Genomic DNA, 25,194 nt, shown 5'->3' with positions numbered 1-25,194 from the left:
AAAAAGGGTTTGCTTATTTATTACCTAATGTTACTTTTTCTGTTTTCTGTACCTGTCCTTCTTTATCGTACAACGACAAATAGAACGTCACGGCTTCTTTTACCGGTACCGTGAATTCGAACGGGTATGTTGTATCATTTACAGTTGTATTGTTGTAATGCAGACTTATTTTGCTCCATTTCGTATCATCATCTTCGAGGTAGATGTATAATCGTTTGTCGTAACTGCCGAGTTTGAATAACATGGCGTGAGTATGGCCCTTTTCCAGCTTAGCGTAGTCTCTGCTTTTGTCGTTCGTAACCGCTAAGATCTTTTGCTGGAAGGTATTGGGCACTGGTGTATCCGGAATAACGATGGTATTGATACCATTCGCAGGAACAGTAATGGAGAAAGTATTCTTTTGCACATTCACCAGGTCCTTGTTGATGGTTACTTTAGCTGTAACAGGCTGATTGGACTGATTCGTAAATGCGAGTAATAATTTGTTGTTTGTTCTGCCGGCGATGTAATTCAATTCTGTGTTATCAATTTGCAAGAGCTGGGCGGGCATCCACAACTGCACATCTTTTTCTTCATTAAACGTTCCTTTCTTTACACCGTACATCTTGCTTTGCAGGTAAGCATACCCTTCAATGTATTCCGCCGGGAAGCTGATCTTTCCTTTACTGCGTACGAATACATCTGTTACCAGGTAATCCAGTAACATAGAGGCCATGGGGAGGATGTGGTTGTAATGGAAAGAATTTACGCTTTGCTCTTTATGTTTATGCAGCGGGAAATCTACTTTCTCGTATGCGGTGGTTCTTTCTGTATTGATGTGGTATCCGGGGAAATTCCTGTACCGGCCAATTACGGCAGCTTTGGCTACATTGATCAGGAAAGTATCTTTTGCATAATACCCAAGGCGTAACATCCAGGGGGCATAGTTGGCCATGAAGATGGCACGGTGCCCTGTGGAAGTACCGGAAGATTCAGGCGTTAAACCTGTTTCCGAAAGCCGCCATGCGGGGGCTTGTTCTTCCGGGTAATACATCTGCTGGTGACCTTTGGATCTGAGGTACCAGTATATGGGTGCTTTGCCTCCTTTGTTCACGGTGATCATGCTATCCGGTATGGCTGGCACCATCCAGGTGAACATGGTATAATTGCGTGCACCTTCCACGGCGGCGTTTAAATAAGCCGTATCGTTGGTGATTTCATATAACTGGGATAATTCTATCCACCTGTCTGTGAAAGTAGGCCAGAAGAAAAAGCTGCCGGAGAAAGGATCGTTAAAGGATGTCTGTTGCTGATGCGCTCTTTGTTGCAGGTACTCGTTGGCCTTTGTTACCGCTGTATGCAGATAGTCTTTGTCGCCCGTGGCTTTGTAGAGATGCATGGCATTGATCCAGTTATCGCCTTTTTCTTTTACATCCAGGTTGCGTACGCGGTCATTTTTGAATTCCTTTTGCATCATCTGCAGGTAGAAAGCATTTTCTCTGCCGAATACATTATAGAGTGCAGTTAATTCAGATAGGGGCGCAACAGGGCCTTTCAGTTTGCGGGAAGGGCTTTGGATCTTTTGCGTACTGTCCAAACTGAAAAGGAATTTCTCTCTTGATAACATGAATTCCATTAAAGGATAAGCACGTTTCTCAAACATCGTTTTATCATCCCTTACCAATGCCAGTTCCAGGGGATTGAGGCTGGAAACGTTCTTCACTGCGCCTGGTACGTCTGTAGAATACGCGCAACCTTTCAGGCTGTCTATAAACCATGCATAATCCGTCATGGCATAGGCTACCATATTATCCAGTGCCGTGTTCAGGGAAGCAATATCATTGCTGCGATAGTCTTTAAAACCAAAGGTGGTTTGTGCTATTTGCTGGTAGGCATGATTAATGGAAAGTGGTGTTACTACCAGTTGCAAAGAGAAAGAGAATTTGTCTCCCTCTTTCATGGATGATAAATAACCACCCGGGATGGGAGCATACACACTGGGTTGCAGGGCTTTTGCTTCATTCACCAGCGATATGCCGAACTGGCTGTTAGGCAGCATAGGCAAAGGCTGGAAAGGAATGTGTTCCGGTGATGCCATTACGCCGATGGTATTGTTGCCATCGTACACCATTGTTGTAGGTAAGGTAGCCATGAAAGCCGGTGTGAGATATGCAGCATCAGGGATTCTTTTCTCCTGCCAGATAAGCGGTTGCCAGATGGCAGTTGCTTTTTCAGGAGAAAATGCGGGAGCACCGGTATAGCCAATACTGTAATAACCGGCTTTCAGTGGTGAAAAGGTATAGCGTAAAACAGGGAAGGGTTTAATATTGGTGAGCAGGTATGCTTTCAGCTCAAAGTCTGCATTAGCCGGGAAACGGAAGAAAAGAGTATCGCCTTTTTGTTCCAGGCTGTTGGCTTTAATGGTTGTTGATTGGCCTGCCTGAAAGATATTGGCCGTGCGCCATTCGCTTTTGCTGCGTAATATCTTATCGTCAAAACCATCACCGGCCATTGATGCGTTGATCTTCTTTTGCCGGAAGTCTGCTTTGGTACTGTCTGTTACCTTCCAGGTAAGTACATTGTATTCTACCTTCTTTATGCCCGCAGGTTTTAATGCCATGGCAGGATCAACGGCATTATATAATATGGTGAAAGTAGGTGTAAAGGAATAATTTTTTATTTCAATGCGCTGTTTGTCTGCAGACAAGTGTACTTGTGCCTGCGCGCTCGTTCCAATAAAGCTGAAAAAGAGAAGTGGTAATGAATAAATTCCGTTCTTCATAAAGTGTTTTCAAATTTAAGACCCTACCTGTTCCGCGCTTACGATCCGCTTGCTTAAATCAGGTGGGAACATTCCCAAATTGCGGGAACATTCCCATCAACTGTTGCAGCTTCCGTTTATAAATTGAGCACGCCTTCCTTTACACTTCCATCCGGTGTTTTTACATGCACCTTTATTTCCACTTTCTCTTTTGATGTAAGTGGGTGATGGCTCCATTCGTAAGGCGTGGTGTTCTTAATTTCTTCCAGGTTGTTGATCAATACGGTAACCACTGTACCGGCACCGGGGTTATTTTCCAGGAAGCCATATACGGAATCCCATCCAAAGGGAGACCTGATCCTGAAAGCATAGAATTTTCCCAACGGTGCACCCAGATCATATACCTGCATGCCCTCTTTCAGCGGCACTGCTTTTTGTATAGCCTGTTTGGCTGCCAGCGGAAAAGAAAGAGCCGTAAAGCCGGTCGCATGCAGCTTTACATTCAGTGCCCTTCCCTCCATTTTTGCTATGGCAGGCGCAGCATCAGGCTGTGCGTAATAAGTGGCATCGGTATGATCTTTTACGGGTACTTCTTTACTGAGATCTATTTTGCAGGATAATTCCTGGTGTGCTTCATTTAGGAGTATGATCCAGAAACGGTCGTCAGAGATACCGGTGATGTAATTCACTTCCGGTTTATCTACCTGTACCAGGTCTTTCTTCATCCAGAGGCTGACTGCTTTATCGTCCAGTATACTGCCTTTACCGCCGCCGAAGATCCTGTTGTTGAACCATACAAAACCATCCTGTTTGCCATAAGGGAAACTCACTTTCCCGTTTGAGCGCTGCATGGCTTCCGTGACCAGGAAATCCAGTGTGAAGGCCAGGTGTGGTGGTATGTGGTGGTAATAGATAGAACTTACATCGGGGCCTTTATAAGGGAAATCCGGCTGCATGGGAATGTCTGTGAAACCGGTGGCGTAATAGCCGGGATAGTTTGTGAATCTTCCTATCACGGCATTACGGGCATAGGTCTCAAATATTTTTCTTTTGTCCGGACCAAATAAACGTAAGAGATGTGGCGCCCAGCTGCTCATGTATACATGGCGCACCAGCGTACCCGGATTGAAGAAAGTATAAGGTTGTTCAAATCCAAGGCCAACGGGAGATACGAGTGCCTGCGGTACTTTTTTCTCCGGGGCATCATTGGTCTGCCGGGGGAAACCGAGGCGGTATTTTTCTCCTCCTTTCCACCACATGGTGGTGTTTCCTTCATAAGTATTTCCGGGGTGGATGGTTTGTAACTCATCTTCTACAGCAGGATAAGTGCGTACGCCGATCAGGGTTTGAAAGGCTGCTGCAGCGGCTGCGTTTAAGAAGGTGGTGTCACGGGTAACATCGTAAAGATCTGTGAGGTCCCACCAATTGGCGTAAAAGGAGGTATTGTAAAAAGGCTGTTTTGTGAGTGGAACAGTTTTGGTGCCGTATACTTCATCCCTGAGGAAAGCAGTGGCTTTTTCTTTGGCAGATTGCAACCACTTTGTGTCTTTTGTTAGACGATATGCTGCAAGGTCTTGTGAGAAATCCGGTACTATTACGGAGTAACCTTTGGCGGGCCTGATCTTATTATCCGGCAGCGCTATTTTTTTCAGCCAGGGATTGGCGTTGCCTAGTAACTGATCCAGTCCTTCGTAATAAGCAGTGGTGAACTGTGAGTTATAAGGGCTCAGTACCGTTTTCTTGTTCTTAGGATCATTGTTTGATCTGAAACCGCTGCGGGATAAGGTGTATTCAATAGCAGGTAATGCGCGTTTGATGTAGAGGTCTTCATCCCTGCCAAGTATAGCAGCAGAGATCACTGCCAGCGGAGAAGATTGTACAACTGTAGGTGCTCCCTTTGGTTCGGCTTCTATATCATAAAATCCTTTCAGCGTGGCATCCCAACCGGCAGCATTATCATTTTTGATCAGATCGATGATATTGAATGCAGTATTCGTGAGAGAAGTGTTAGCCTGACTGCGGTAATCTTTTACTTTAAAAATGCTGTCTGAGATATATTCCAGTGCGTCATTCCAGTTAGCTGTTACGGCGCCCATAATGAAAGTGCGCTTTATTGTTTGGGCAGCAGCTATTTTAGAATCGTCCAATCCTAACATGGGGGAGAGGGCAACAGGCTGTACTTCGTTCCTTTCATTCTTAATACTGAAACCGATCTTTGAACGGTTTGATACTCCCCAGTCCAATGGATAATCAGTAGCGGCACGGGTAATAAAAGTGGTAAGTATGCCCTGTTCGTTTTTCATCTCCATCATGGCCAATGGTTGTGGCATGAGGGCGGAAGGCAGCATTACCGGTTGTTCCGGAATACGCTGGTATTGGAACATTGGCGGAAGCTGGATCTGTGTTACTTTATCTTTGGATACTCCCTGGAAAGCAGCAACAACCAGGCTGTAATAGGCACTCTGTTTTGGTGTGTATTGCAGTGTGAGGGTAAGATGGTGTGCGGCTAATTGCCAGGTACCCTGCATGGTTTGGCCATCTTCTGCGCGATAACTTACTTCCAGTGTATGATCATTGATCTTTTTTACGGAGGAAGGAATAAATGCGGTGAGCTTTCCTGCGAGGAAAGGATTCTTCAGGTTCTCCGGTTCAAGGATAGTGTACGATTTTCCTTTGCTGGTGAAACTACTGAAACCAATAGAACCATTCCAGGAAGGGAAGAAATTACCAAAGCCGATCTGCGGAGCCTCTGCACTGATCAATAATATCCTGTTCTCTTCATTGGCTGCATTGATGCTGTTCCATTTGCCATGCTGTTTTAGATCTGTGCGCGATGCGATCCGTTCATTGTCTGCTTTGAAAAATTGAAACCGCATATACTCATTACTGATGGCAGCCAGCACAGGGGCATCGCTCTTTATCGTTGCGGGAGGGATGGTAACAGGAAGGCTTGCAGGATTGGCTTTTACCGCTATCTGTACTGTTTTGAACTTCTGCAGGCGGGTTAATTCCTGTTCATTGGGATTGAAGGCTTCTGTTGTCAACAGTACCGCATCACATCTGCCGAAGTTTCCTCTTGAATCCTGTAAACGGATCACATTCTCACCGGTATCCATTTTGGCGGATCCTGCATTTTCCCAGTAATAACTATCTTTTCCATGTTTGCCGGATTCTTCCAGGGCCTGTTCATTCACGGCTACGCGAAATAAACGAGTGCCGGGATTGTTGGCAGGATAATCTATGGAGCGTACCCACACCGTATAATTACCCGCTGTTTTTACACGGATCACTGCAATAGCATCTGCTGCTTTCACCTTTCCGCCCAATACGCGCAGGATGTTGTTGTTGGAAATGTTCACACCGCCTACTGGCTTTTCAGCCATCCAACCTCCTTTGAAATTGAAATCCTCAGCTTCTATAAAGTAACTCTGTTGCGCATGAAGCGCAGACGCACTGAATAAACAGGCTGTTAAGAACAGGTAATGATGTTTGCTCATGCGTTTACTTGTAATTTATCTCCAGTACCTTGATGCCGTATGGTGCTATTTTCAATGCAACACCGGAATCAGCTTTTGCTGGTATTTGAATAGTTGTTTCCAGTTGCTCATCATCATTATTCAACAGGATGAAGAATAATTTCTTTTGCTGCCGGTTAATGGCGCAGTAGTAATCGAGATAAGGACTGGTGGTTTTAAGCATACCTTCTTCCAGTATAAGGTCTGCAGTTACGCCGTTTACTTTTCCGGGTGCAAAACCATAAGATTGATGCGGCCCTACTTTAGGTGTGATAAAACCTCTTGGGAATTTTACCTGTCCGCCGGAACGCATTTCCGCTTCTGCCAGCAGGTAATCCGTGATCCATCCTATCTGCCACCAGGCATGGTGAGGATAAGGGCCTGCACCTTTATTCATCACATCCCAGTAATAGGAAGCCACGCTGGTTTCTTTATCCACAAAAGCATCCCTGCCTAATGCCGCCGCACGGGCCATTTGCAGGAAAAGGGAATCCCGGGTGATGGTGAACATCCTTACAAACATGCCGGCATGGCTGGCTAAGAGGATAGGGCCACGGTGATTCGCAGAACCTAATGTGCCGCCATGTTCAAAACTTAAACCTGCCTGGCTTATTTCCCAATCCTGGCGTTTTACGCCATTCACTATTTTTTCCTGTGTAGTAGGAATAGGATGGGTGTAAATGGAAGTGGTATATAAGCGGGCAGTTTGGATGGCTGCCTGCAGGTATTGCTTTTCTTTTGTTACATCGTAGAGTTCCAGTAATGCCTGTGCACTTTGTGCGGTGGCAAAATCAGGCACAAAACGCGTGTCGCCGCATACGCCCAGGAAGCGGCCTTTTTCAACGGCATTTTTTATATACCAGTCAGCGCCTTTTTTTGCAGCATTGAGGTATTTTTTGTTGTGGAGTATTTTGTATGCAATGAGCAGGCCGTAGAACGTAGGGCGAAGGTCTTCCACTTCTTTGAACATGGGTGCCTGTGTGGCATGATCATATGCTACCTGCCATTGGCCGTTATTGTCCATCCATCCTAACAGCTTATCTGCTGCCAGTTGTAAAGTGTGTTTTAATGCGCTGTCCTTTGGCTGGAATAACAGTACATTTCCTGCATCCATTAATACATAGTAGGTTGTTCCGATGGGCTCTACATAAGGGCCCCATTCTTCCGTGAACCGTTTGCTTTTGGAGAGGTAGTATTGGCCTGCTGCTGCGCCGTAAAAGAAACCCGGTGTAAGGTCCTGTTGCTGCAATTTGAAATTCCTTGCATAAGGGAGGCGGTCTTTCTTTAATGCTGGATCATTGGTGATGTTCGCCAGCATCCACATGGCGCCGTAATCGGAATTTTTCATGGCGTCTTTCTCAGAGCCGTATACACCACCCAGGTAAGCTTGTGCGCCAATGGTGAGTCCTTTGTATTCTTCTGTTCTCCAGAGAGAGGTTTTGGCGTCCACCAGGTATTTGTGCATGGACAAGATGCGGCTGGTGAGTGACTGGGATGTTTTTTTCAGTGCGAGGAAATCAGCAAAACGATACACATCATTTACAGCATGTTTGTAAACGGTGTACCAATCTGCATATTGAATAGTGTATCTGAAAGAGAAAGAAACGGTATCACCTTTTTGCATCAGGGAACCTTTCTCTCCTAATACGGGATGATAGGCGGTAGGCGTGAGCAGGGCTTTCCTGTTCATTAAGGAAAGGCCTAACTGCCAGGTGGATTGTGTTTTGGCATTCTTCTCCCAGGGATCTCTTCCTATGCCGGGATCAGGGATCACGGCGAGGGTGATGTTATTTTTTGCAGAGATGAAAGGCGATAATGTGGCGGCCGTTCTTTCTCTTACGATCACCGGTTTATCCGGGATACCCTGCATGTAAACATTCGCTTTGATGAAGTCATGTTCCAGTGCATTGCTTTGGAAGTATCCGGGAATGCCGGCCCATGCCAGTTCTTTTTCCATGATAGTGGCCACGGTAGGTGTGGCAAGTGAAAAGTAACCGGTCTGTTTGGCTGTTAAGGTGATCTTTACCCGGATATCAGATGGGTAGTTGGGATCTATCTGCCATACGGCTGAAATGTCTGCCTGCTGAGAATGGTTCTTGAAGACAATGCCGTTGCCGGACTTTGTTGCATCTGAGGGGTAGAAATGTACAGCCTGCCCTGCGGTGTTCATGGGCACAGGTTGTATCAAAGCATTCCACAGCGGAATGATGTAATGGTATTGCCGTTCCGGGAAGTTATTGTTGAATGTGGAATCAGGTAACTTCTCCGTATACAGCAAAGTATATTCACCACTTGGGGCAGGCAATGTTACCCAGGTGCTTTTATTTTTAACAGCCAGCTGGTTAATTTTCCAGCCGTCCGTGTTTTTCGTCCATTGTAATTGCAAGGCATTACTTTTCAGGGACACCTGCGCCGAAGCAGAGGTTCCCATCAACAGACCTGCGAAGAGCAAACATCTTATCATAATTTCACTTTTCCTGCTGCCCGTAAAGGGATCAGGGAAGTTAAGAGTATAACAGTGGCAATACCGGCAACCAGTGATGCACTTCCTGCAGAGAAAAAGCACAGGATGTATAACAGTATTGCAATGAAACAAAGGGAGAAAGCAATCACCTTCAACCCGAACTTATTCTGCTTCTTTATCTCAAAAGCTTCTTCCACGCTAACCTCTACAGGTGATGCTTTACGCTGGGCTTTCAAGGCTTTCAGATGAAGGTATTCCGCACTGGCATGCTGGCCTTTGTAATAAGCATAGATCTCATACAGGGCCAGTATAAGGAATGGCAGGCCAACACCCAGCAGCATTTCATTTGCACGGCTCAGTTTATAATCTGCGAGGAAAGGCAGGAGCATTTTAAATACGAGGTTAGCAGCCAGGCTGATACCGGTTACATATAATGTTACCTTTCCGGTAAGGCGTTTGGAGAATAAAGCCCAAAGCGGTGGAGCGAGCAATGGCCCGCCAGTGATGGCGCCAATGCTCAAGGTGAATTCAACGATCCCTCCGATGTAGGGAACGATCAAAGCCACTACGATCATCCCCAATCCAAAGAACCAGGAGGAGATGCGGGCTACACTCATCAGTTTTTTATCAGAAGCTTTCGGGTTGATGGAACCTTTGTAGATGTCGTTCGTGAATACAGCAGATACTACATTCAGAGCGGTATTGGCAGATGCGGAAGTAGAGAAATACATTCCTGTTAAGATCAGCCCCATCAGCCCTGCGGGCAATACATGCTGGCAGATCATGAGGTAAGCATTCTCTGTATCCAGACCCTGCAAACCGGGGTTGATGGTTTTGTATACCATCGGTGGTAACATCCACAACACAGGACTGATAATATAAAGACCGGCAAAAAGATATGCCACTTTGGAAGCCGACTTTGGCGTATCCACACTGGTGTAACGTTGCACGAAAGTCCAGTTACCACCGATATAGAAGATGTGATATAAAGCAAACGCCAGTATAAAACCCCAGGTATATTCACCATTCACCACATCAAAGAAACCCTGTGGGGAGAATTTAATGAAATGTTCCACACCACCTGCTGCATCAAATGCCAATGGAATGATGATGAGGATGGCGGCTGTGAGGATCACAAACTGCAGGATGTCTGTTACCATCACTGCCCATAACCCACCCACAGCGGTGTAGGCGATCATGAATAATCCCAATACCACGGTGCTGGGCATCAGTGGAAATCCAAGGGATGAACTGACGAGCCGCGCAACGGAGTACAATACTGATCCTTTGATCAGCAGTGATACGATCATGAAAATGTAGATGTAACTTTTTTGTACCGCTTCTCCCAAACGTTCCCGGATAAATTCAGCGGCTGTGAGGTTTCCGGTGGCTTTCCATTTGGGTGCCAGGTATAAACCTGTTACCAATCCGCCGATACACATGGTCCATTGAATGGTGATGGCTACCCAGCCATATTTATAGGCAATGGAACCCCAGGCTACAAAGGTGCCGGCGGAGAAGAAGCTCATGAATAAAGATAATCCCCCGATAAACCAGGGCACGGCTTCTCCTGCGGCAAAAAAAGATTTCAAATTGCGGCCGGTCCTCGAAAACGAGAAACCGACCAGCATGATAAAGATGGAAAATACTACAATAACAGATGTATCAATCACTGCATTCATGGCGTAATAGTTAATGTCACTTCTCTCGTTGTCCTTTGTTCGCCATTATAACGTACGGAGGATCCTTCAAATACAACTTTATAGGTACCGGGTTGTGTAAACACATACCCATATTCTGGTAAAACGGTGCTGATGTTCTTGAGTGCTGTACCTACATCCTGTTTAATATAGGTAGGATCAAATCCTTTGCTGATGGCCCAGTCTTCATTATCATCTGCGGTAGCTGCGCTGCTTGGCATGAGCAATTGTGCGGCGGAGAGGCTCCAGACGAAAGCGGTGTTTTTGAAGTTCACCTGCTGCCAGCCTCCGGTGGACATTACCGCCATAGGGGTTACCGTTCCATCCGGTGCAATGTTGTTGGCGCTGAAAGTGCGGATCACCCATCTGTTCTGTCCCTGTGCTTTTTTGTAATCCGTATATCTGAATGCCACATAGATCAGTGAGGAAGGCTTTTGTGCGTTGACATAAGGCTTCAGGCTGATAAGGCCGGATGATACACTGTCTTTTCCGGCAGAGAATGTTGCTTTGCTGCTAATGTCCGTCCAGGTGGCGGCTTTTACAGAAGGGGTGTCCGCCTTGCCGTTAAAGTCGTTGGACACCAGCACCTGCAGGTTCTGATAGATGAGACCAAATTGTACCAGGCTTTTGAATTCTATCTGCAGATCATTGTCTGCACTATCCCGTTTCCGGAATTCATATTTATGTCCCTGTTCACCGGAATAGAACATGAGGTTATCCGGGTTGCCGCTGATCTTGAATTTTACAGAATCGCCTGCTTTATAGGTAAGTGAGGTTGTGGATACTTCAAAGTTCGGTGCGCCTACTTTTTCTTTTGCACAAGCGGCGAAGATGCCAATTGATACCAGGCTATATATAATCTTACGCATGTTGTTACCAGTTTGGATTTTGAGTGACCAGATGATTAACGGTGATCTCTGTATTAGGGATAGGGAATACTAAATTCCTGGCAGTGATGTTTTTGGCAGCGTTAGCACCATATCTGAATCCAGAGGGGGCATTGGTGGAGATATCCACGGCCAGCGACTGCATTTTGGAGAGATAAAGTCCCCAGCGGATCAGATCATGTTTACGCAAACCTTCGAATGCCAGTTCCCTTGCACGTTCGTCCTGCAGGAAGGTAAGGAAATCTGCCTTACCTAAGCCGGCTGGTGCGTCAACAGTAGCATCAGGTGTGTTAATCGGTTTGCCATAACCTCTCCGGCGTACTTTGTTGATGGCATCGTAAGCTGCTGCGGTGGGCGCTCCACTCACCTGCGTTTCTGCTTCCGCCTTCATCAGCAATACATCTGAATACCGGAGTACAGGGAAATTGGTAGAGTTGTAGTTCCTGTTTTTGGGTGTTATTGTTTCATATTCCCTGCGCCATTTACCAACAGTGCGGTCATAGATCTGTGCGGCAGTGTAAGGCGTTTTAGTGGTAACACCGGTAGTGGCGTTGGTTACATATTTGTAGGGTGCAATGGCCCAATCCCTTCTGAGGTCAGTAGCTGCATAGAGGCCAAACATACGGGCAGTTATTTTCAAAGGCCCGGTGGAATACCCTATTTTATCATCGGTACATTCTACGCCGTTTTCTATCCCTACCGCTCCGGCTAGTTGTGTATTACCCAGCTGATTGCCATACATGCCTATTTCCCAGATACACTCCTGCAGGTCATATTTGTTTTCAGAATGATTGATGAAGATGCGGCTGTAATCACTAGTGAGAGAATGTTTACCTGAGTTGATCACTTTGTCTGCATAGATCAGGGCATCGTTGTATTTAGCAACATCTTTCAAAGGTTCGCCGGCCATGGTGAGGTATACTCTTGCCAGTACCCCTTCTACGGCAGTTTTTGTTACTCTTTCATTATAGGCGTAACTGCTGATATCACTTACCAGTGTGTCAGCCGCTTTCATGTCGTTCACAATAGAGGCATACACATCAGCTACGGAAGCACGGGGCAGGTATTTTTCCAGAGGGTTTTTGGTAGATACCAGCTTTAAGGGAACACCGCCAAAGTTATCTACGAGTACGAAGTAAAAATAAGCCCTGAGGAATAATGCTTCTCCTTTAATGGCTTTCCTTCTTGTTTCGTCCATTTTTGGTTTGTCTACATTCTCCAGCAGGATGTTGGCCCTGTCAATACCCTGGTAGGCTACTTCCCAGAGTTTACCTACATCCAGCTGGCCGGCATCAAAGTCCATTACTTTGAGGTTGGTGATGGTGATGTTCTTATAGAAGAATTCATCGCTGATGGAAAGGAAGCTAAACAGGCCACGGGAATACATCCGCCCGAAATTATCTACCAATCTGTTGTATACACCATTCAAGGCCCTGTCCAGGTCTGCTTCCGTATTGTAATAATTATCCGGTGTTACAAAGTCTTCCGGTTTTGTTTCGAGGAACTTGTTACAGGCGCTCAGCATAGAACCGGCCAATACAAATAATATGAGGATGCGTTTCATAATAAACAGCATTTAAAATTAAAAAGTGAGATCAAGACCAAACGTAATAGTTCTGGTGTTTGGATAAGCGGACCAGTCGAAACCTGGTGTTAAAGCACTGGGCCTTACAGATACTTCCGGATCGGGACCGGAGTAGTTGGTCCAGGTCAGCAGGTTCTGTGCAGAGGCATATAACCGCAGGGCTTTAATGTGTGCCCTTGATACTAATTTGGATGGCATGTTATAACCCAGCGCTACTGTTTTTAAACGCAGGTAAGAACCATCTTCAATTGTACGGGAAGAATACACCAATGGGCCCTGACCACCTATTTTATACAGCTCGTTCGTTTGGTTCTCCGGTGTCCAGCGTTTTTCTACAGATTTGAACATGTTCAGGTAAGACCTCACTACATCACCGCCTTCAAATTCAATACGGTTTGCATTTAAGATATCGTTACCATAACTCCATTGGAAGAACACATTCAGATCAAAAGCACCGTAGGTGAAGTTGTTAGAGAAACCGCCGATGTGGATAGGATTAGGATTGCCGATAATGGTGAGGTCACTGTTATCTACCTGTCCATCCTGGTTGATATCCCTGAACTTGATGTAACCGGGTTGAACGGTTGTTCTTGGCTGTCCGTTGTTTGGTATCCCCTCTTTCAACACATAAGTGCCATTTGCCTGTTGGTTGAAATCGCTGTACTGGTACACACCATCAAACAGGAAACCGTAGAACAGTGCGATCGGATGACCGGGGATAGCTATGTAAGGATAAGCGTTGTTAAAGTTACCCCAGGTGATCCTGCTGGCTAAGCTGGGTTCGCCTTCATTTAGTTGCAATACTTTGTTGCGGTTGAAGGAGATGTTGAAGTTGGTATTCCAGCTAAATTTCTTTGTTTGAATATTCACAGTGTTGAGCGTGAATTCAACACCTTCATTCGATACTCTGCCTACATTACGATAACCGTTGGCATAACCTGTAGTAGGAGCAAGGGTGGCTAAGAGTAAGAGATCACGTGTGTTCTTTTTGTAATAATCAGTGGAGAGGGTGATGCGGTTATTTAAGAAACCGAGATCCAGCCCTATATCCGCTTGTTCGGTGGTTTCCCATTTCAGGTCTTTATTACCCAGGTTATTGGGGATAATGCCCTGTACGGGAGAATCACCGAATGCATAACCGGAGTAGGGATAGAGTTGCTGGGAAGATAGATAAGCAAAGTCAGTTACCCTGTTATTACCCGTTAAGCCATAACCTATACGCAGCTTGGCGTCAGAGAGCCAGGAAATGTTCTTTATGAAAGATTCATCTACGATCCGCCATGCAAATGCACCTGAGGGGAAATAGGCCCACCTGTTTTCGGAAGAGAATTTAGAAGAACCGTCTGCACGGAAACTTACAGTGAACAGATAACGGGATTTATAATCATAATTGATACGGCCCAGGAAAGACATCAGCGCATTGGAGGATTTCTCTGTTGGTGATGTGCTCACAATTCCTTCATCCAGCCCGCTCATACCCAGTGATTCATTGGGCACCATATTGGAAGTGAAGCCATAGTTATAATAATTCACTTTTTGCATGGTGATACCACCCAGTACATTCAGGTTGTGTTCCTTGTTGAACCTGCGTGAGTAGGTGAGCGTGTTTTCATTCAGTATATTGGTCATTTCCTCATTCCTGACAGAACCGTTCACACCAAGCGTGCTGCTCTTTGGACTGCCCAGGCGGGTATTAGAGTTATTAAACACTTCTCTCCTGATGGCACTTTTGATCAAACCACCAGAGATCTTTAACAGGAAATATTTTGCCGGTTTGATCTCTATATCAGCATTGGAAGAAAAGGTATTGTTGAAAACGGGATTGTATTCGTTCTTCGTAGACAGGATGGGATTGATGCGGTATTCTGCCAGGGGATCCACATTCGGATCAAAAGGCAGGTCCAGTAAATTCTCATCATTGGTAGAATCCCCGGTAACAGGCCTGTAGCCCCATACGCTGTACATTAAACTGGTAGTAGGGCCGGAAGGGGAACCGGTGGTGCTGGTGGAATTAGAGATAGTACCGTTTGTTTTAGTGGAGGAATAATTCACATTTAATCGCGCTCTTACGTTATCCGATACTATCTGGTCCAGCGATACTCTTCCCTGGTAACGTCTGAAGGCGCTGTTGATAATGATACCATCCTGCCCGAGTACGTTTCCGGAAAAGGAATATTTCGTTTTATCGGTACCGCCTCTTACAGAGAGGCTATGGTTTTGGATGAAAGCATCCCGGAAAACATGGTCCTGCCAATCTATACCCTTTATGTTCTTGTAATCTTCCAGTTTCCTGCCATTGGAGAGGTAAACAGGTGTATAAACACCGGAGTTCTGCTCAATGGAATATTTTACAAACTCATAAGGGCTGAGCATTTCCTGTTTTTTCAGGTTCTGGGATACGCCCATCCAGGTCTGATATTTTACAACAGGTGCGCCGACCTTTCCTTTTTTGGTAGTGATGAGGAACACTCCGTTTGCACCTCTTGCGCCATAAATGGCAGTAGCGGATGCATCCCTTAATACCTGGATGTCTTCGATCTCTTCCGGATTGAGCACATTGTTCACGGGATTTTCTATCGGGAAACCATCTATCACATAGAGGGGAGAGTTATCCTGAGTTACAGAGTTATTACCGCGGATAACGATCTGCAGCGGAGATCCGGGTTGTCCATCGAAAGAAGAAACCTGTACACCAGCTATCCGTCCGGCGAGGGCCTGGTCAAAAGAAGGTACGGGCGCTTTTTCCAGATCGCTCATCTTTACAGCTCCTACAGAACCGGTGAGGTCTTTTCTTTTCACGGTACCGTAACCAATTACCACTACGTCATTAAGACCTTTGATAGAGGTTTCCATTTTGGTATTGTACACAGAGGCGGAGGCGGAGATCTTTACTTCTTTAGTTGTAAAACCTACATAAGAGAATACAAGAATGGCGCCGGTGGCATTTTCCACCCTGATGTTATAAACGCCTTCTGCATTGGTGAGTGCTTTGGCGGTGGCACCTTTTACCAGAACGGTTACACCTTCCAGGGGCTGCCCTTCGGTGTCAGTTATTTTACCTGTGATCAGTTTTGTTGCTGCGGGCGTTTGGGCCGTGGCGCCCATTGCCAATAGTAAAAAGCAAAGCAACAGTTTCAAACGTGTAATATTCATACAACCAACGTGTTTAAAGATTTTGATAAATCAAGTAGTAAAGGGACAGAGAGGGATTGGGGGAAAACGACGAATGAGCATGGTTGGGTACAAAAATAGACGGAATAGGCAAAGGAAAGCCAATTGTGAGCAACAGCTTTTTCATACGTGTGAATTTGTTGTTACCAAAGATTATAAAAACAGGTATCCAAGGCGCAAGAAAACAACTATTTCTTGATTGGGAACATTCCCATTTTATGGGAATGTTCCCAAGATGAAGATTATTTCGTTCCTTTACCACATGAAAAGACATCAGGTAACCATCATAGATATTGCGCGGGAACTGAACCTTTCAAAATCTACTGTTTCCAGAGCGCTCACAGGACATCCCAGTGTGAATGCAGCAACGCGGCAGGCGGTGTTGGAATTTGCGGAGAAAATGGATTATCAGCGGAATATGCTGGCCATTAGTCTTATCACTAAAAAAACGAACACCATTGGTATTATCGTGCCGGAGTTCCATAGTTCGTATTTTCCCAAAGCCATCATTGGCGCGCAGGAAGTAGCCAGCAAAGCAGGATATAATACCGTGATCTGTCAATCCAACGAAACCTATGAAACGGAGGTGGCCAATACGAAAGTGATGCTGGCCAACCAGGTGGATGGCATCCTTGTGTCGATCACCAAGGAAACGCGGAATTTCGATCACCTGAAGATCTTTCAGCGCAAGGGTATTCCCATTGTATTTTTTAACAGGGTATGTGATGAAATGGATGTGCCCAAGGTGATCGTAGATGATTACGATGGCGCTTTCCGTGCCGTGAATCACCTGATAGAAAGAGGGCGTAAACGTATTGCGCACCTGGCAGGCCCCTCTTCCCTGAAGATCAGTGAAAAAAGGCTGAACGGGTATACGGCAGCATTACGTAAAAACAATATAGAATTTGATGAAGAGCTGGTGATTTCCTACGACCTGAATGTAGATAAGGTAAAGATCTATGTGAATCACCTGCTGAATATGGAGAATCCGCCGGATGCCATTTTTGCGGTGAATGATCCTACGGCTATTGAAGCCATCCAGGTGATCAGGAAGAGGGGGCTGAATGTTCCAAAGGATATTGCGGTGGTGGGTTTCAGTAATGATTTTGCATCCGGACTGATAGAACCTGCATTGACCACTGTTTCCCAACCTGTGAAAGAGATCGGGCAAACAGCGGCGCAGTTATTAATTGATCAGATCAACCGGGACGTGGCGGATTGGAAAACTATTATCCGGGTATTGAAAACGGAGTTGATCATTCGAAAGTCCAGTTAATTATAAGCCAGCTATCACTTCGGCAAAGATGCCACTCAGCACTTTGTCCGCTTTACCGGCTACAGCCAATATCTCCGCAAGGGATACCGGTACTAAGTTATCCGGATCACATTCATCCGTTACAACGGATACGCATGCGCAGGGTAAACCTATCTGGTTGGCCACGATCACTTCGGGCACTGTGCTCATGCCTACCACATCTCCTCCTATCATTTTCAGGAAACGATATTCTGCGCGGGTTTCCAGGTTAGGGCCGGTTACGGCTACGTATACACCTTTATGCATTTTATTACCCGAGGCAGCCTGTAATTTTTCGCTTAAAGCTATATCATAGGGTCTGCTCATATCAGGAAAGCGGGGGCCGAAGTCGGGAGCGTTCAGGCCTCTTAAAGGATTTTCCGGTTGCAGGTTGATATGGTCGTTCAGCAGCACGAGATCTCCTTTTTTGAAAGCGGGGTTCATACCTCCTGCGGCATTGCTCAGGAGGAGTTTTTCCACGCCGAGGGCTTTCATGATGCGGATGGGAAAAGTGATCTGCTGCATGTTGTAACCTTCGTAATAATGGAAACGGCCCTGCATGGCAATTACAGCGGTTTTACCAATGTATCCGAAGATCAGGTGGCCTTTATGTGATTCTACGGTAGACTCCGGGAAATGGGGGATCTGGCCGTAGGGAATGCTTTTATGGATGTCTATTTTGGCAATGAGTTCTCCCAGGCCGGTGCCTAAAACAATGCCTGCCTTTGCTGCGCCAAAACCCTGTTGCCGGAGGTAGGCGGTGGTTTCTGAAAGTTGTTGCTGTAATGTCATGCTGCAAATTAGCATAAAAACAAACGGCGCCAAAGATGGCGCCGTCCGGTAAATGTTTATAAGGTATCCTTATTTCAGGATGGTACCATCATTATTGATAAATACGCTGTTCACGAATAAGGTGGAACCTGTTTCGTTGTTATTGGCTTTTGCAGGGAAAGCGATCCTGAATTCTTTTACTACAGGATCAGGGAAACCCGGGTTTGCAGCTTTAACAAAATCTAACCAGTCTTTGAAGCCGTTGCTCTGGAACCACAGTACGCCATCTATGTAAGCATGCATCACGTTGGCTGCGTCTATAGAGATGCTGATGTTCTTTTCACCGCCATTAGCGATGGCCAGTTCCGCTTTCCTTCCTTTTACAGGAGAGACCAGTGGTAGTGGCGATGGCAGTACAGCACCTGCTGCACTGAATTTTGAAGAGCCGGAATTGTTAGGGGTAAAGGTTTCATACCTGATCTGGTAGTTATCCGTAGTAGCCGGATTTACAGTTGGCCAGATCTCCCATCTGATCTCCCGCATATAGGGAATGGTAGGGTTAGCGGCGGGCTGTACAAAGAACACGCTGATGGTGATTGCCTGGCCGGCCCTGAAGAATGTTTTCCATCCGAATTTTGCATTGATGGAGAAAGGGATCTTCAGTTCAGCGAGGTCCAGTGTGCGGCGGATATTCGGGCCACTGGTAGCATTGGCTGTAAGTTCCACCCTGGCCTTGTTCACATCGCTGTCTGTAATATTTACCTGGGTGGTATTACTTTGCGCCCATCCATTACCATTAAAAGTGTATGCGCTCTGAAATTCATCAAAAAAGTAACGGGTCACTTTCATAGTGGTACTGCGGGAGGCGGATGCCTTACCATCTTTTGCAGTAGCTGTTACCGTGTATTCCCCTGCTTTAGTGGGCGCTATCCACAGGTTCTCAAAAAGGTCCTGCGTTCTCCATCCATCAAAGGTACCGCCGGTGGCTGTCCATGAATAGCTCAGGTTTTTCAGGTCACCTCTTGTGCCTGCCCATACGGGGACTTTTTCCCCGAAATAAAATTCTTCTCCTGCTTTGCTTAATGTTTCGATCTCTACCTTGTCCTTTTTACAGGAGAGGGCGAAGAGGGAAAGTGAAAACATAAGAACTGCACCAAATATCTTTCTCATAACAATAGCATTAGTTATTTATTATTCTCAATTATTTGTCTTGTAGGCTGACGGAGCCACCTGTTCATGATATGAATGACACCATTCGTTGCCAGTAAGTTTGGCGTACGGGGCCTCAGTTCGGCCCATCCGGAGGGCGCGCCTATGTAATTATTGAGGAACAGATATCCTTCACGTGTTGCCTGCAGATAAATATGCACCTTGGCAGAATCGTTTGTTGCACTGATGGCAAAAGTATTCACCCAATGCGGTGTAGAGTTCAGGTTGGCATATTCATGACGCCCTTTCATTACGTGGTAGCGTAAAAGATCAGCTACCACCTGTACGGGGTACTGCGTAAAATCAGTACCTCTTACCTGTTTGCCGAAGTCAGGGCTGGAGGGATCTGTTACTGTTACCAGGTTCAGTACAAAGAAGCTGTTTCCATCTTCCAGGTTTGAAAGCGCAGTGTTGGTGAGCAACAGGAAAGTATTGCCTGTACTGGTATACAGCGGCTTTACGTCTTTGAAGTTCGGGTCCTTATCTACATAGTCAATTGCGCTGAGCATGCTGGAAAACAATTCTGGTTTTGACTTCATGAAGTCGTACACGTTCGAATTCACTTTGGTATCGTAAATGGACGCGTTATAATCATATCCGTCCTGCAGTTTGTCGCAGGAAGCGAATGTGAGGCAGCCCAGCACTGCCAATGGTAATATATATTGCTTAATACTTTTCATAATGATCATTTAATGTTCGTTCACAATGGCTGTTTGTCTTATTCGTCATATGGAGGATTCTGATCACCTCTTAATTTAGAATTAGCATTAAATGCATCGGAGTTGATTGGGTATAAGATCCTGCCCATACCATTCGGAACAGATGCTGTGTTATCAAAAGGAGTAGCGCCAACACGTGCAGAGAGGATGGGATTCATTGTCTCCCGCAGATAGGCGTATCCGTTGTTGCTAAAGTCATACATCTTATCAATACGGCAGAGGTCGAACCACCTTTTACCTTCACCGAGGAACTCATATTGCCTTTCTTTCAGTATCGCGCGTTCTATGCCTTTCATCACATCTCCTGTAAAGTCTGCCAGCTGCGCTTTAACGGGATAACCGCAACGGCTCCTTACCTGGTTCAGGATATCGAGCGCGGGCTGGTATTGGCCTTTGTGCGTGAGGGCTTCAGCTTTCAGCAATTGTATATCTGCGAAACGGTAAACAGGGATCTTTGCTTTGCAGGAGTTGTTGGCCTCAAATACAAAAGGCCCGGCCTGGCCACTGGCCCAGGGGTAAAATTTGCCGAACTCTGCAACAGACAGGCTGTAAACAGTAACGCTAAAAAACTTGATCGTGTCAAAGTTTGTCCAGAAACGGCCATCGATAGGAATGCCGTTTACATCCGTTCTTTCCCTCAATTCCTGGAAGATCTTTGGTGTGATCATGTATTGGTTGGTGTTGGAACCAGATCCCAGTTTTTGGCAGATACCAACTCCTCCGCCTCTTTCCACATCATTCCAATAAATATTGAAAATAGTTTCGGTAGAAGTTTCAGGACTTAAGAAGATGTTTTTCCATTGCAGCGGAGTAGTTACCCAGGTACATTTACTTTCTGTAATAGCTTTTTCAGCTGCGATCAGGGCATTATCATAATCCTGGAACCACATGTAAACATCTGTTTGTAATGCATATACAGCTGCTTTTTGCATGTAATACCTGGAAGGTCCGCTGGTATTGCTGCCGATGGTTTCCAACGCTTTGGCAATATCATCCAGGATCTGTTTTTTAACGGCAGCGATGTCTGATCTCGGGAACTCTGTTTGCTGCGTTAATGATTCGATGGGCTCTGTAATGATGGGTACACGGCCCCATACGCGTAAACCGTAGAAGTACATCAGTGCACGCAAACCATAACATTGCCCCAGGTTATCTTTATAGCGGGTAACACCCTGATCAAGGTTTTTCTCGATCATGCCGGGGAAATATTTGATACCATAATTGCAAAGGGAAATGGTGGTATACAAGGCCGTCCACCTGGTAACATTATTGATATCCGCATCGTTGGCTGATAATATATTATTCAGCAGTTTGGTCTGCGCATTTCCCGTACCGGCGGTTTTAACGTTATCTGAACGAACTTCACCCCAATCGAACCAGTTAGTATTTAAAGTGGATTGCAGTTGATTATAGATACCTGCCATCCAGGCTTTTGCATCATTCTGATCTCTCCAGAAAGTTTCCGGAGTAATGGACGACACTGGCTCCTCATCTAAGTACTTATTACACTTCAAATTTGTGAGGGCTATCGCCAACCCCGCAAATAACAGCACTGATATTTTAATTCTTTTCATGATCGTTTAATTAAAAAGTAACATTAACACCCATACCTAATTCACGTTTGCGTGGGAACTTTCCGGGATCTTCTCCTGGTTTAAGAACGCTACGCTGACTTACTTCGGGATCGAAGCCGGTATAATCCGTCCAGGTCAACAGGCCGTTTCCGTATACGAATATGTTCGCATACTGCAGGTGTGCTCTTCTGATAATGTGTTTAGGCAGTTCATAACCCAGTCTTACAGTTTGCAAGCGCACAAAGGAACCATCTTCCAGGAACTGGCTGTTTCCTCTGCGGAAGTTATCAGCGGTTTTGTCTCCACCTAAATAAGAATCTGTGATCTGACCGGGATATTTCCACATGTTGCGGATAAAGTGAGGTTCCGGAGTGGTATTACTGTTAGAGAAGGATGCGAGGTTCCTTCTGTTTTCATTATAAATGCTTCCACCAAAGTTTCCATATATATTCATGGAGAGGGAAATGCCTTTATATCTGAATGTATTGCTCCAGCCTAAGCTCCACCTTGGTTGACCATAACCGATGATCTTCCTGTCTTCATTCCCGATATTTCCGTTCAGCTGGCCTTTATCATCCGGCAGGTTTTCCCAGATCACATCACCGCCTTTGGACACGAAACCGTTAGTGGTTAATTGTTTCACATCACCAGAATAGGCCTTGCCATCAGGTGTTTGATATCCTGTGAGGATAGGCTTCATGTTTTTCTGAATGATCACGTTACCATGCGCATCTTTCTGGAACTGAGGGATCAGGCGGGTCCTGTAATCAGGTGTGTAAGCATTTGATTCATCATACTGATAGATACCGAGGTATTCATATCCGTAGAAGTTACCCGCTTCCATACCTTGTCCTACATACCAGATACCATCTACATAGTCACCACCGGGAAGGCTGGTGATCTTGTTCCTGATCTGTGTATAGTTGATGGAGGTCATCCAGCTAAAGTTCTTTGTGCTGATGGGATATGCAGTTAAAGATAATTCTATACCCCTGTTTTCGATAGTACCGGCGTTGGTCCTGGCTTTACCGGGAAAACCAACTTCCAGTGGCAGTGGTGCGTCATAAAGCAGGTCAGATGTTTTCTTCACAAAATAGTCTGCTACGAAAACGAGGCGGCCATTGAAGAAAGTGAGGTCAATACCAATATCTGATTGTGCGGTTTCTTCCCATTGCAGGAGGCTGTTACCTAACCTGTCGTTTGTACGAACACCGCTTGTATCATAATAAAAGTACTGGCCGAATACGAATTGTTGTACTGCGTCAAAATCCCCGATCGCCTGATTACCTGTGATCCCCCAGCTGGCGCGGATCTTACCATCTGTTAAAGCACCACCTTTAAAGCGGCTCATGAAATTCTCATCACTGAACCTCCATCCTACAGAAACAGAGGGGAAATTACCCCATCTCATATCAGTACCGAACCTGGAAGAACCATCTCTTCTCATGGTAGCGGCGAGCAGGTATTTGCCTTTATAATCATAGGAAAGCCTTCCATAAACACCCAGTAAAGAGTTTAATGTACCGTTTGAGTAGATATCCGTTAGTGTAAACTGACCAGCTGCGTTCAGAGTTTCCACAGACTCCGTTACGAAAAAGCGACCGGCAAGGTTTACTTCTTCCTGGTTATTTTTTTCAACGTTGGTACCTACCATGGCGGCAAGGTTATGGACCTTGTTGAAGCTTTTCTGGTAGCTAAGGTAAAGGTTACCTTGTGTTCTTACAGGCAGCGCAGTATTGTCACTACCTGAGCTGGCCTGCGGGTTACCGGTATCCAGCAGTTTAGAGTTAAAGGTAGTTCTGCGGGTGAGTTCCACATCGGCAGATACATCTGCGTGAAGTTTCAGCGGTGTGGCTAATTGGAAATCAAAACCCTGATACAGTACGCCTTTGTAGATCTTAGACAGGTCTTTGCGCAAGTATGCTTCAGCGATCGGGTTCCGGCGTCCGCCATTGTTATAAATGAAGCTGCCGTCCGGTAAGTATAATGCCATGCCGGGAGGGCGTTGCAGGGCTTGCCTGATCACGTTACCTTCATTGATATTGTTTTTGTCCATGAAACTAAAGTTCAGGCGGGTGGACATATTGAACCACTTGCTTGGCTTGTAGTCTATATTATTACGGAGGGTGAGGCGTTTGGCATAACTTCTCAGTACAATCCCCTGATCATCCAGGTATTGAAGACTGCTGAAGAAGTTCAGGTTTTTGTTGCCACCACTGATGCCGAGATCTATCTGGTTCCTTACTGCGGTTTGTGTGATCAGTTTTTGGTAATCGTTATCCGCATTCCTGGCAAAAGAAGTGGAATCATCTGGTTTAGGGTCCAGGCCAATATTACTTCTGCGGTCGAACATTTGTCTTTCCAGGCGGTTCGCCTGTGGCACCCTGTTAGAGAGTTTGCTGTAACTTCTCAGGTAGTTCAGATCTATCTTAGGTTTACCGTCATCACCGCGTTTAGTGGTGATAATGATAACACCGTTAGCAGAACGGGAACCGTAGATGGCAGCAGAAGCGGCATCTTTCAGGATCTCGATAGATTGAATGTCGTTTGGATTGATGGCATTGATGTTATCCATGGTTACACCATCCACAATGTAAAGTGGTCTGACGCCACCGTCAGACAATGTGGAGAGGCCGCGCACAGTGATATCCTGATCTTCACCTGGTGCACCGGAATTACTCATTACACGCACACCTGGTGCTGCACCCTGTATCGCATCGAAAATAGATACGGGTTGTTTTTCTTCAATTGCTTTGGCGGAGATGGAACTGATAGCACCGGTTACATCTCTTTTCTTTTGCGTACCATACCCTACTACCACCACGTCGTTGAGGGTGGATACGTTTTCCAGTAGTGTTACATCAATGGTTGTACGCGGACCAACAATTTCTTCCTTTGCGGTAAAACCGGTAAAGGAAAAAACGAGTACATCTGTTTTTTCCGCTTGAAGGGAAAAACGCCCCAGGTCGCTGGTGGCTACTCCTTTTTTGGTGCCTTTGACCATTACGGTCACTCCCGGAAGGAAATTACCTGTTGCGTCTTTTACCGTTCCTTCCACTTTCACCGCTTGTGCAAACGTTACCATACTACACAATAAAAAAAGGAGGAAGAGGGAGAAGGGTAAAAGCCATTTCCTGGCGTGGGAAATGCAGGCTGATACGCTTGTTTGTTGTTTCATAATGGGAATCATTTAAAAATTTAATATGCACCCGGAACCTGGGTGTGCATATACAGAGAATTGACGATCGCGTTTGATTGATTTCCGTATATCCGTTGCTGGATATGTATAGAGACCCTTAAAATTCTGATTGCTACTTAAATTCTGATGGCTACAGGAGAAGTACTAACAGTTGTTTTTTTGTTGAATAAATGTGTTGGCCGTGGAAAGTAATAAATCATTCATGACGTGTTTTTTTAAGTAAAATAAATAGCCGGCCGGCCTGCTATTGCCGGAAGAATACCATTTGCATACTATAACCTTGACAAATGATGCAAACGATTGCATTGATGTTTAAAAAAAAGGATTCGTTAGCGTCCTAAAAAAGGATCAACACACTTGGAAAAA

At 45.6% G+C, this 25,194-nt stretch carries 13 protein-coding genes; 1 reads left to right on the top strand and 12 read right to left on the bottom strand.

All coding sequences use genetic code 11. The features are described from left to right. Positions 1 to 13 precede the first annotated feature (13 nt). The 7 genes from AAHN97_RS20880 to AAHN97_RS20850 all read right to left on the bottom strand — a co-directional run bounded on the left by AAHN97_RS20880 (position 14) and on the right by AAHN97_RS20850 (position 16,044). A complete protein-coding gene (locus tag AAHN97_RS20880; RefSeq protein WP_343304028.1) occupies positions 14 to 2,761 on the bottom strand; it encodes a hypothetical protein in 2,748 nt (915 codons plus the stop codon). 116 nt (positions 2,762 to 2,877) lie between these two features. Then, complete coding sequence (locus tag AAHN97_RS20875) at positions 2,878 to 6,237, bottom strand: hypothetical protein (RefSeq protein WP_343304027.1); 3,360 nt, start codon at positions 6,235 to 6,237, stop codon at positions 2,878 to 2,880. A 4-nt stretch (positions 6,238 to 6,241) separates the two neighbouring features. After that, on the bottom strand, positions 6,242 to 8,719 hold the full coding sequence (locus AAHN97_RS20870) for a glycerophosphoryl diester phosphodiesterase (protein WP_343304026.1): 2,478 nt from the start codon (positions 8,717 to 8,719) through the stop codon (positions 6,242 to 6,244). Beyond that, positions 8,716 to 10,401 carry a sodium:solute symporter family protein gene (locus AAHN97_RS20865; RefSeq protein ID WP_343304025.1) on the bottom strand — a complete coding sequence of 562 codons (1,686 nt, stop codon included), beginning with the start codon at positions 10,399 to 10,401 and terminating at the stop codon, positions 8,716 to 8,718. Before AAHN97_RS20865 ends, AAHN97_RS20870 begins: the two co-directional genes overlap by 4 nt. Next, complete coding sequence (locus AAHN97_RS20860) at positions 10,398 to 11,288, bottom strand: DUF5017 domain-containing protein (protein ID WP_343304024.1); 891 nt, start codon at positions 11,286 to 11,288, stop codon at positions 10,398 to 10,400. Before AAHN97_RS20860 ends, AAHN97_RS20865 begins: the two co-directional genes overlap by 4 nt. Before the next feature lie 4 nt (positions 11,289 to 11,292). Next, positions 11,293 to 12,870: a RagB/SusD family nutrient uptake outer membrane protein gene (locus tag AAHN97_RS20855; protein WP_343304023.1), complete on the bottom strand. Its 1,578-nt coding sequence runs from the start codon at positions 12,868 to 12,870 to the stop codon at positions 11,293 to 11,295. 18 nt (positions 12,871 to 12,888) lie between these two features. Then, positions 12,889 to 16,044, bottom strand: a complete 3,156-nt coding sequence (locus AAHN97_RS20850) for a SusC/RagA family TonB-linked outer membrane protein (RefSeq protein ID WP_343304022.1) — start codon at positions 16,042 to 16,044, stop codon at positions 12,889 to 12,891. A 280-nt stretch (positions 16,045 to 16,324) separates the two neighbouring features. On the opposite strand from AAHN97_RS20850, the gene AAHN97_RS20845 reads away from it, so the two are divergent. Next, the gene (locus AAHN97_RS20845) at positions 16,325 to 17,338 is read left to right on the top strand and encodes a LacI family DNA-binding transcriptional regulator (protein WP_343304021.1); all 1,014 of its coding nucleotides are present in this window, start codon (positions 16,325 to 16,327) and stop codon (positions 17,336 to 17,338) included. Here the strand turns inward: AAHN97_RS20845 and AAHN97_RS20840 are convergent, their stop codons facing one another. The 5 genes from AAHN97_RS20840 to AAHN97_RS20820 all read right to left on the bottom strand — a co-directional run bounded on the left by AAHN97_RS20840 (position 17,339) and on the right by AAHN97_RS20820 (position 24,807). Next, positions 17,339 to 18,148, bottom strand: coding sequence for a purine-nucleoside phosphorylase (locus AAHN97_RS20840; protein ID WP_343304020.1), 810 nt, complete (start codon positions 18,146 to 18,148; stop codon positions 17,339 to 17,341). 69 nt (positions 18,149 to 18,217) lie between these two features. Then, a complete protein-coding gene (locus AAHN97_RS20835) occupies positions 18,218 to 19,297 on the bottom strand; it encodes a PKD domain-containing protein (RefSeq protein ID WP_343304019.1) in 1,080 nt (359 codons plus the stop codon). Positions 19,298 to 19,311: 14 nt separating this feature from the next. After that, positions 19,312 to 20,016: a fasciclin domain-containing protein gene (locus AAHN97_RS20830; protein WP_343304018.1), complete on the bottom strand. Its 705-nt coding sequence runs from the start codon at positions 20,014 to 20,016 to the stop codon at positions 19,312 to 19,314. 38 nt (positions 20,017 to 20,054) lie between these two features. Continuing rightward, positions 20,055 to 21,629: a RagB/SusD family nutrient uptake outer membrane protein gene (locus AAHN97_RS20825; RefSeq protein ID WP_343304017.1), complete on the bottom strand. Its 1,575-nt coding sequence runs from the start codon at positions 21,627 to 21,629 to the stop codon at positions 20,055 to 20,057. Positions 21,630 to 21,639: 10 nt separating this feature from the next. Then, positions 21,640 to 24,807 carry a SusC/RagA family TonB-linked outer membrane protein gene (locus AAHN97_RS20820; RefSeq protein WP_343304016.1) on the bottom strand — a complete coding sequence of 1,056 codons (3,168 nt, stop codon included), beginning with the start codon at positions 24,805 to 24,807 and terminating at the stop codon, positions 21,640 to 21,642. Between the last annotated feature and the right edge of the window lie 387 nt (positions 24,808 to 25,194).

Origin of the sequence: Chitinophaga niabensis (assembly GCF_039545795.1) — a bacterium.
GTDB classification, from domain to species: domain Bacteria; phylum Bacteroidota; class Bacteroidia; order Chitinophagales; family Chitinophagaceae; genus Chitinophaga; species Chitinophaga niabensis_B.
This window is presented reverse-complemented; position numbering and strand designations above follow the sequence as displayed.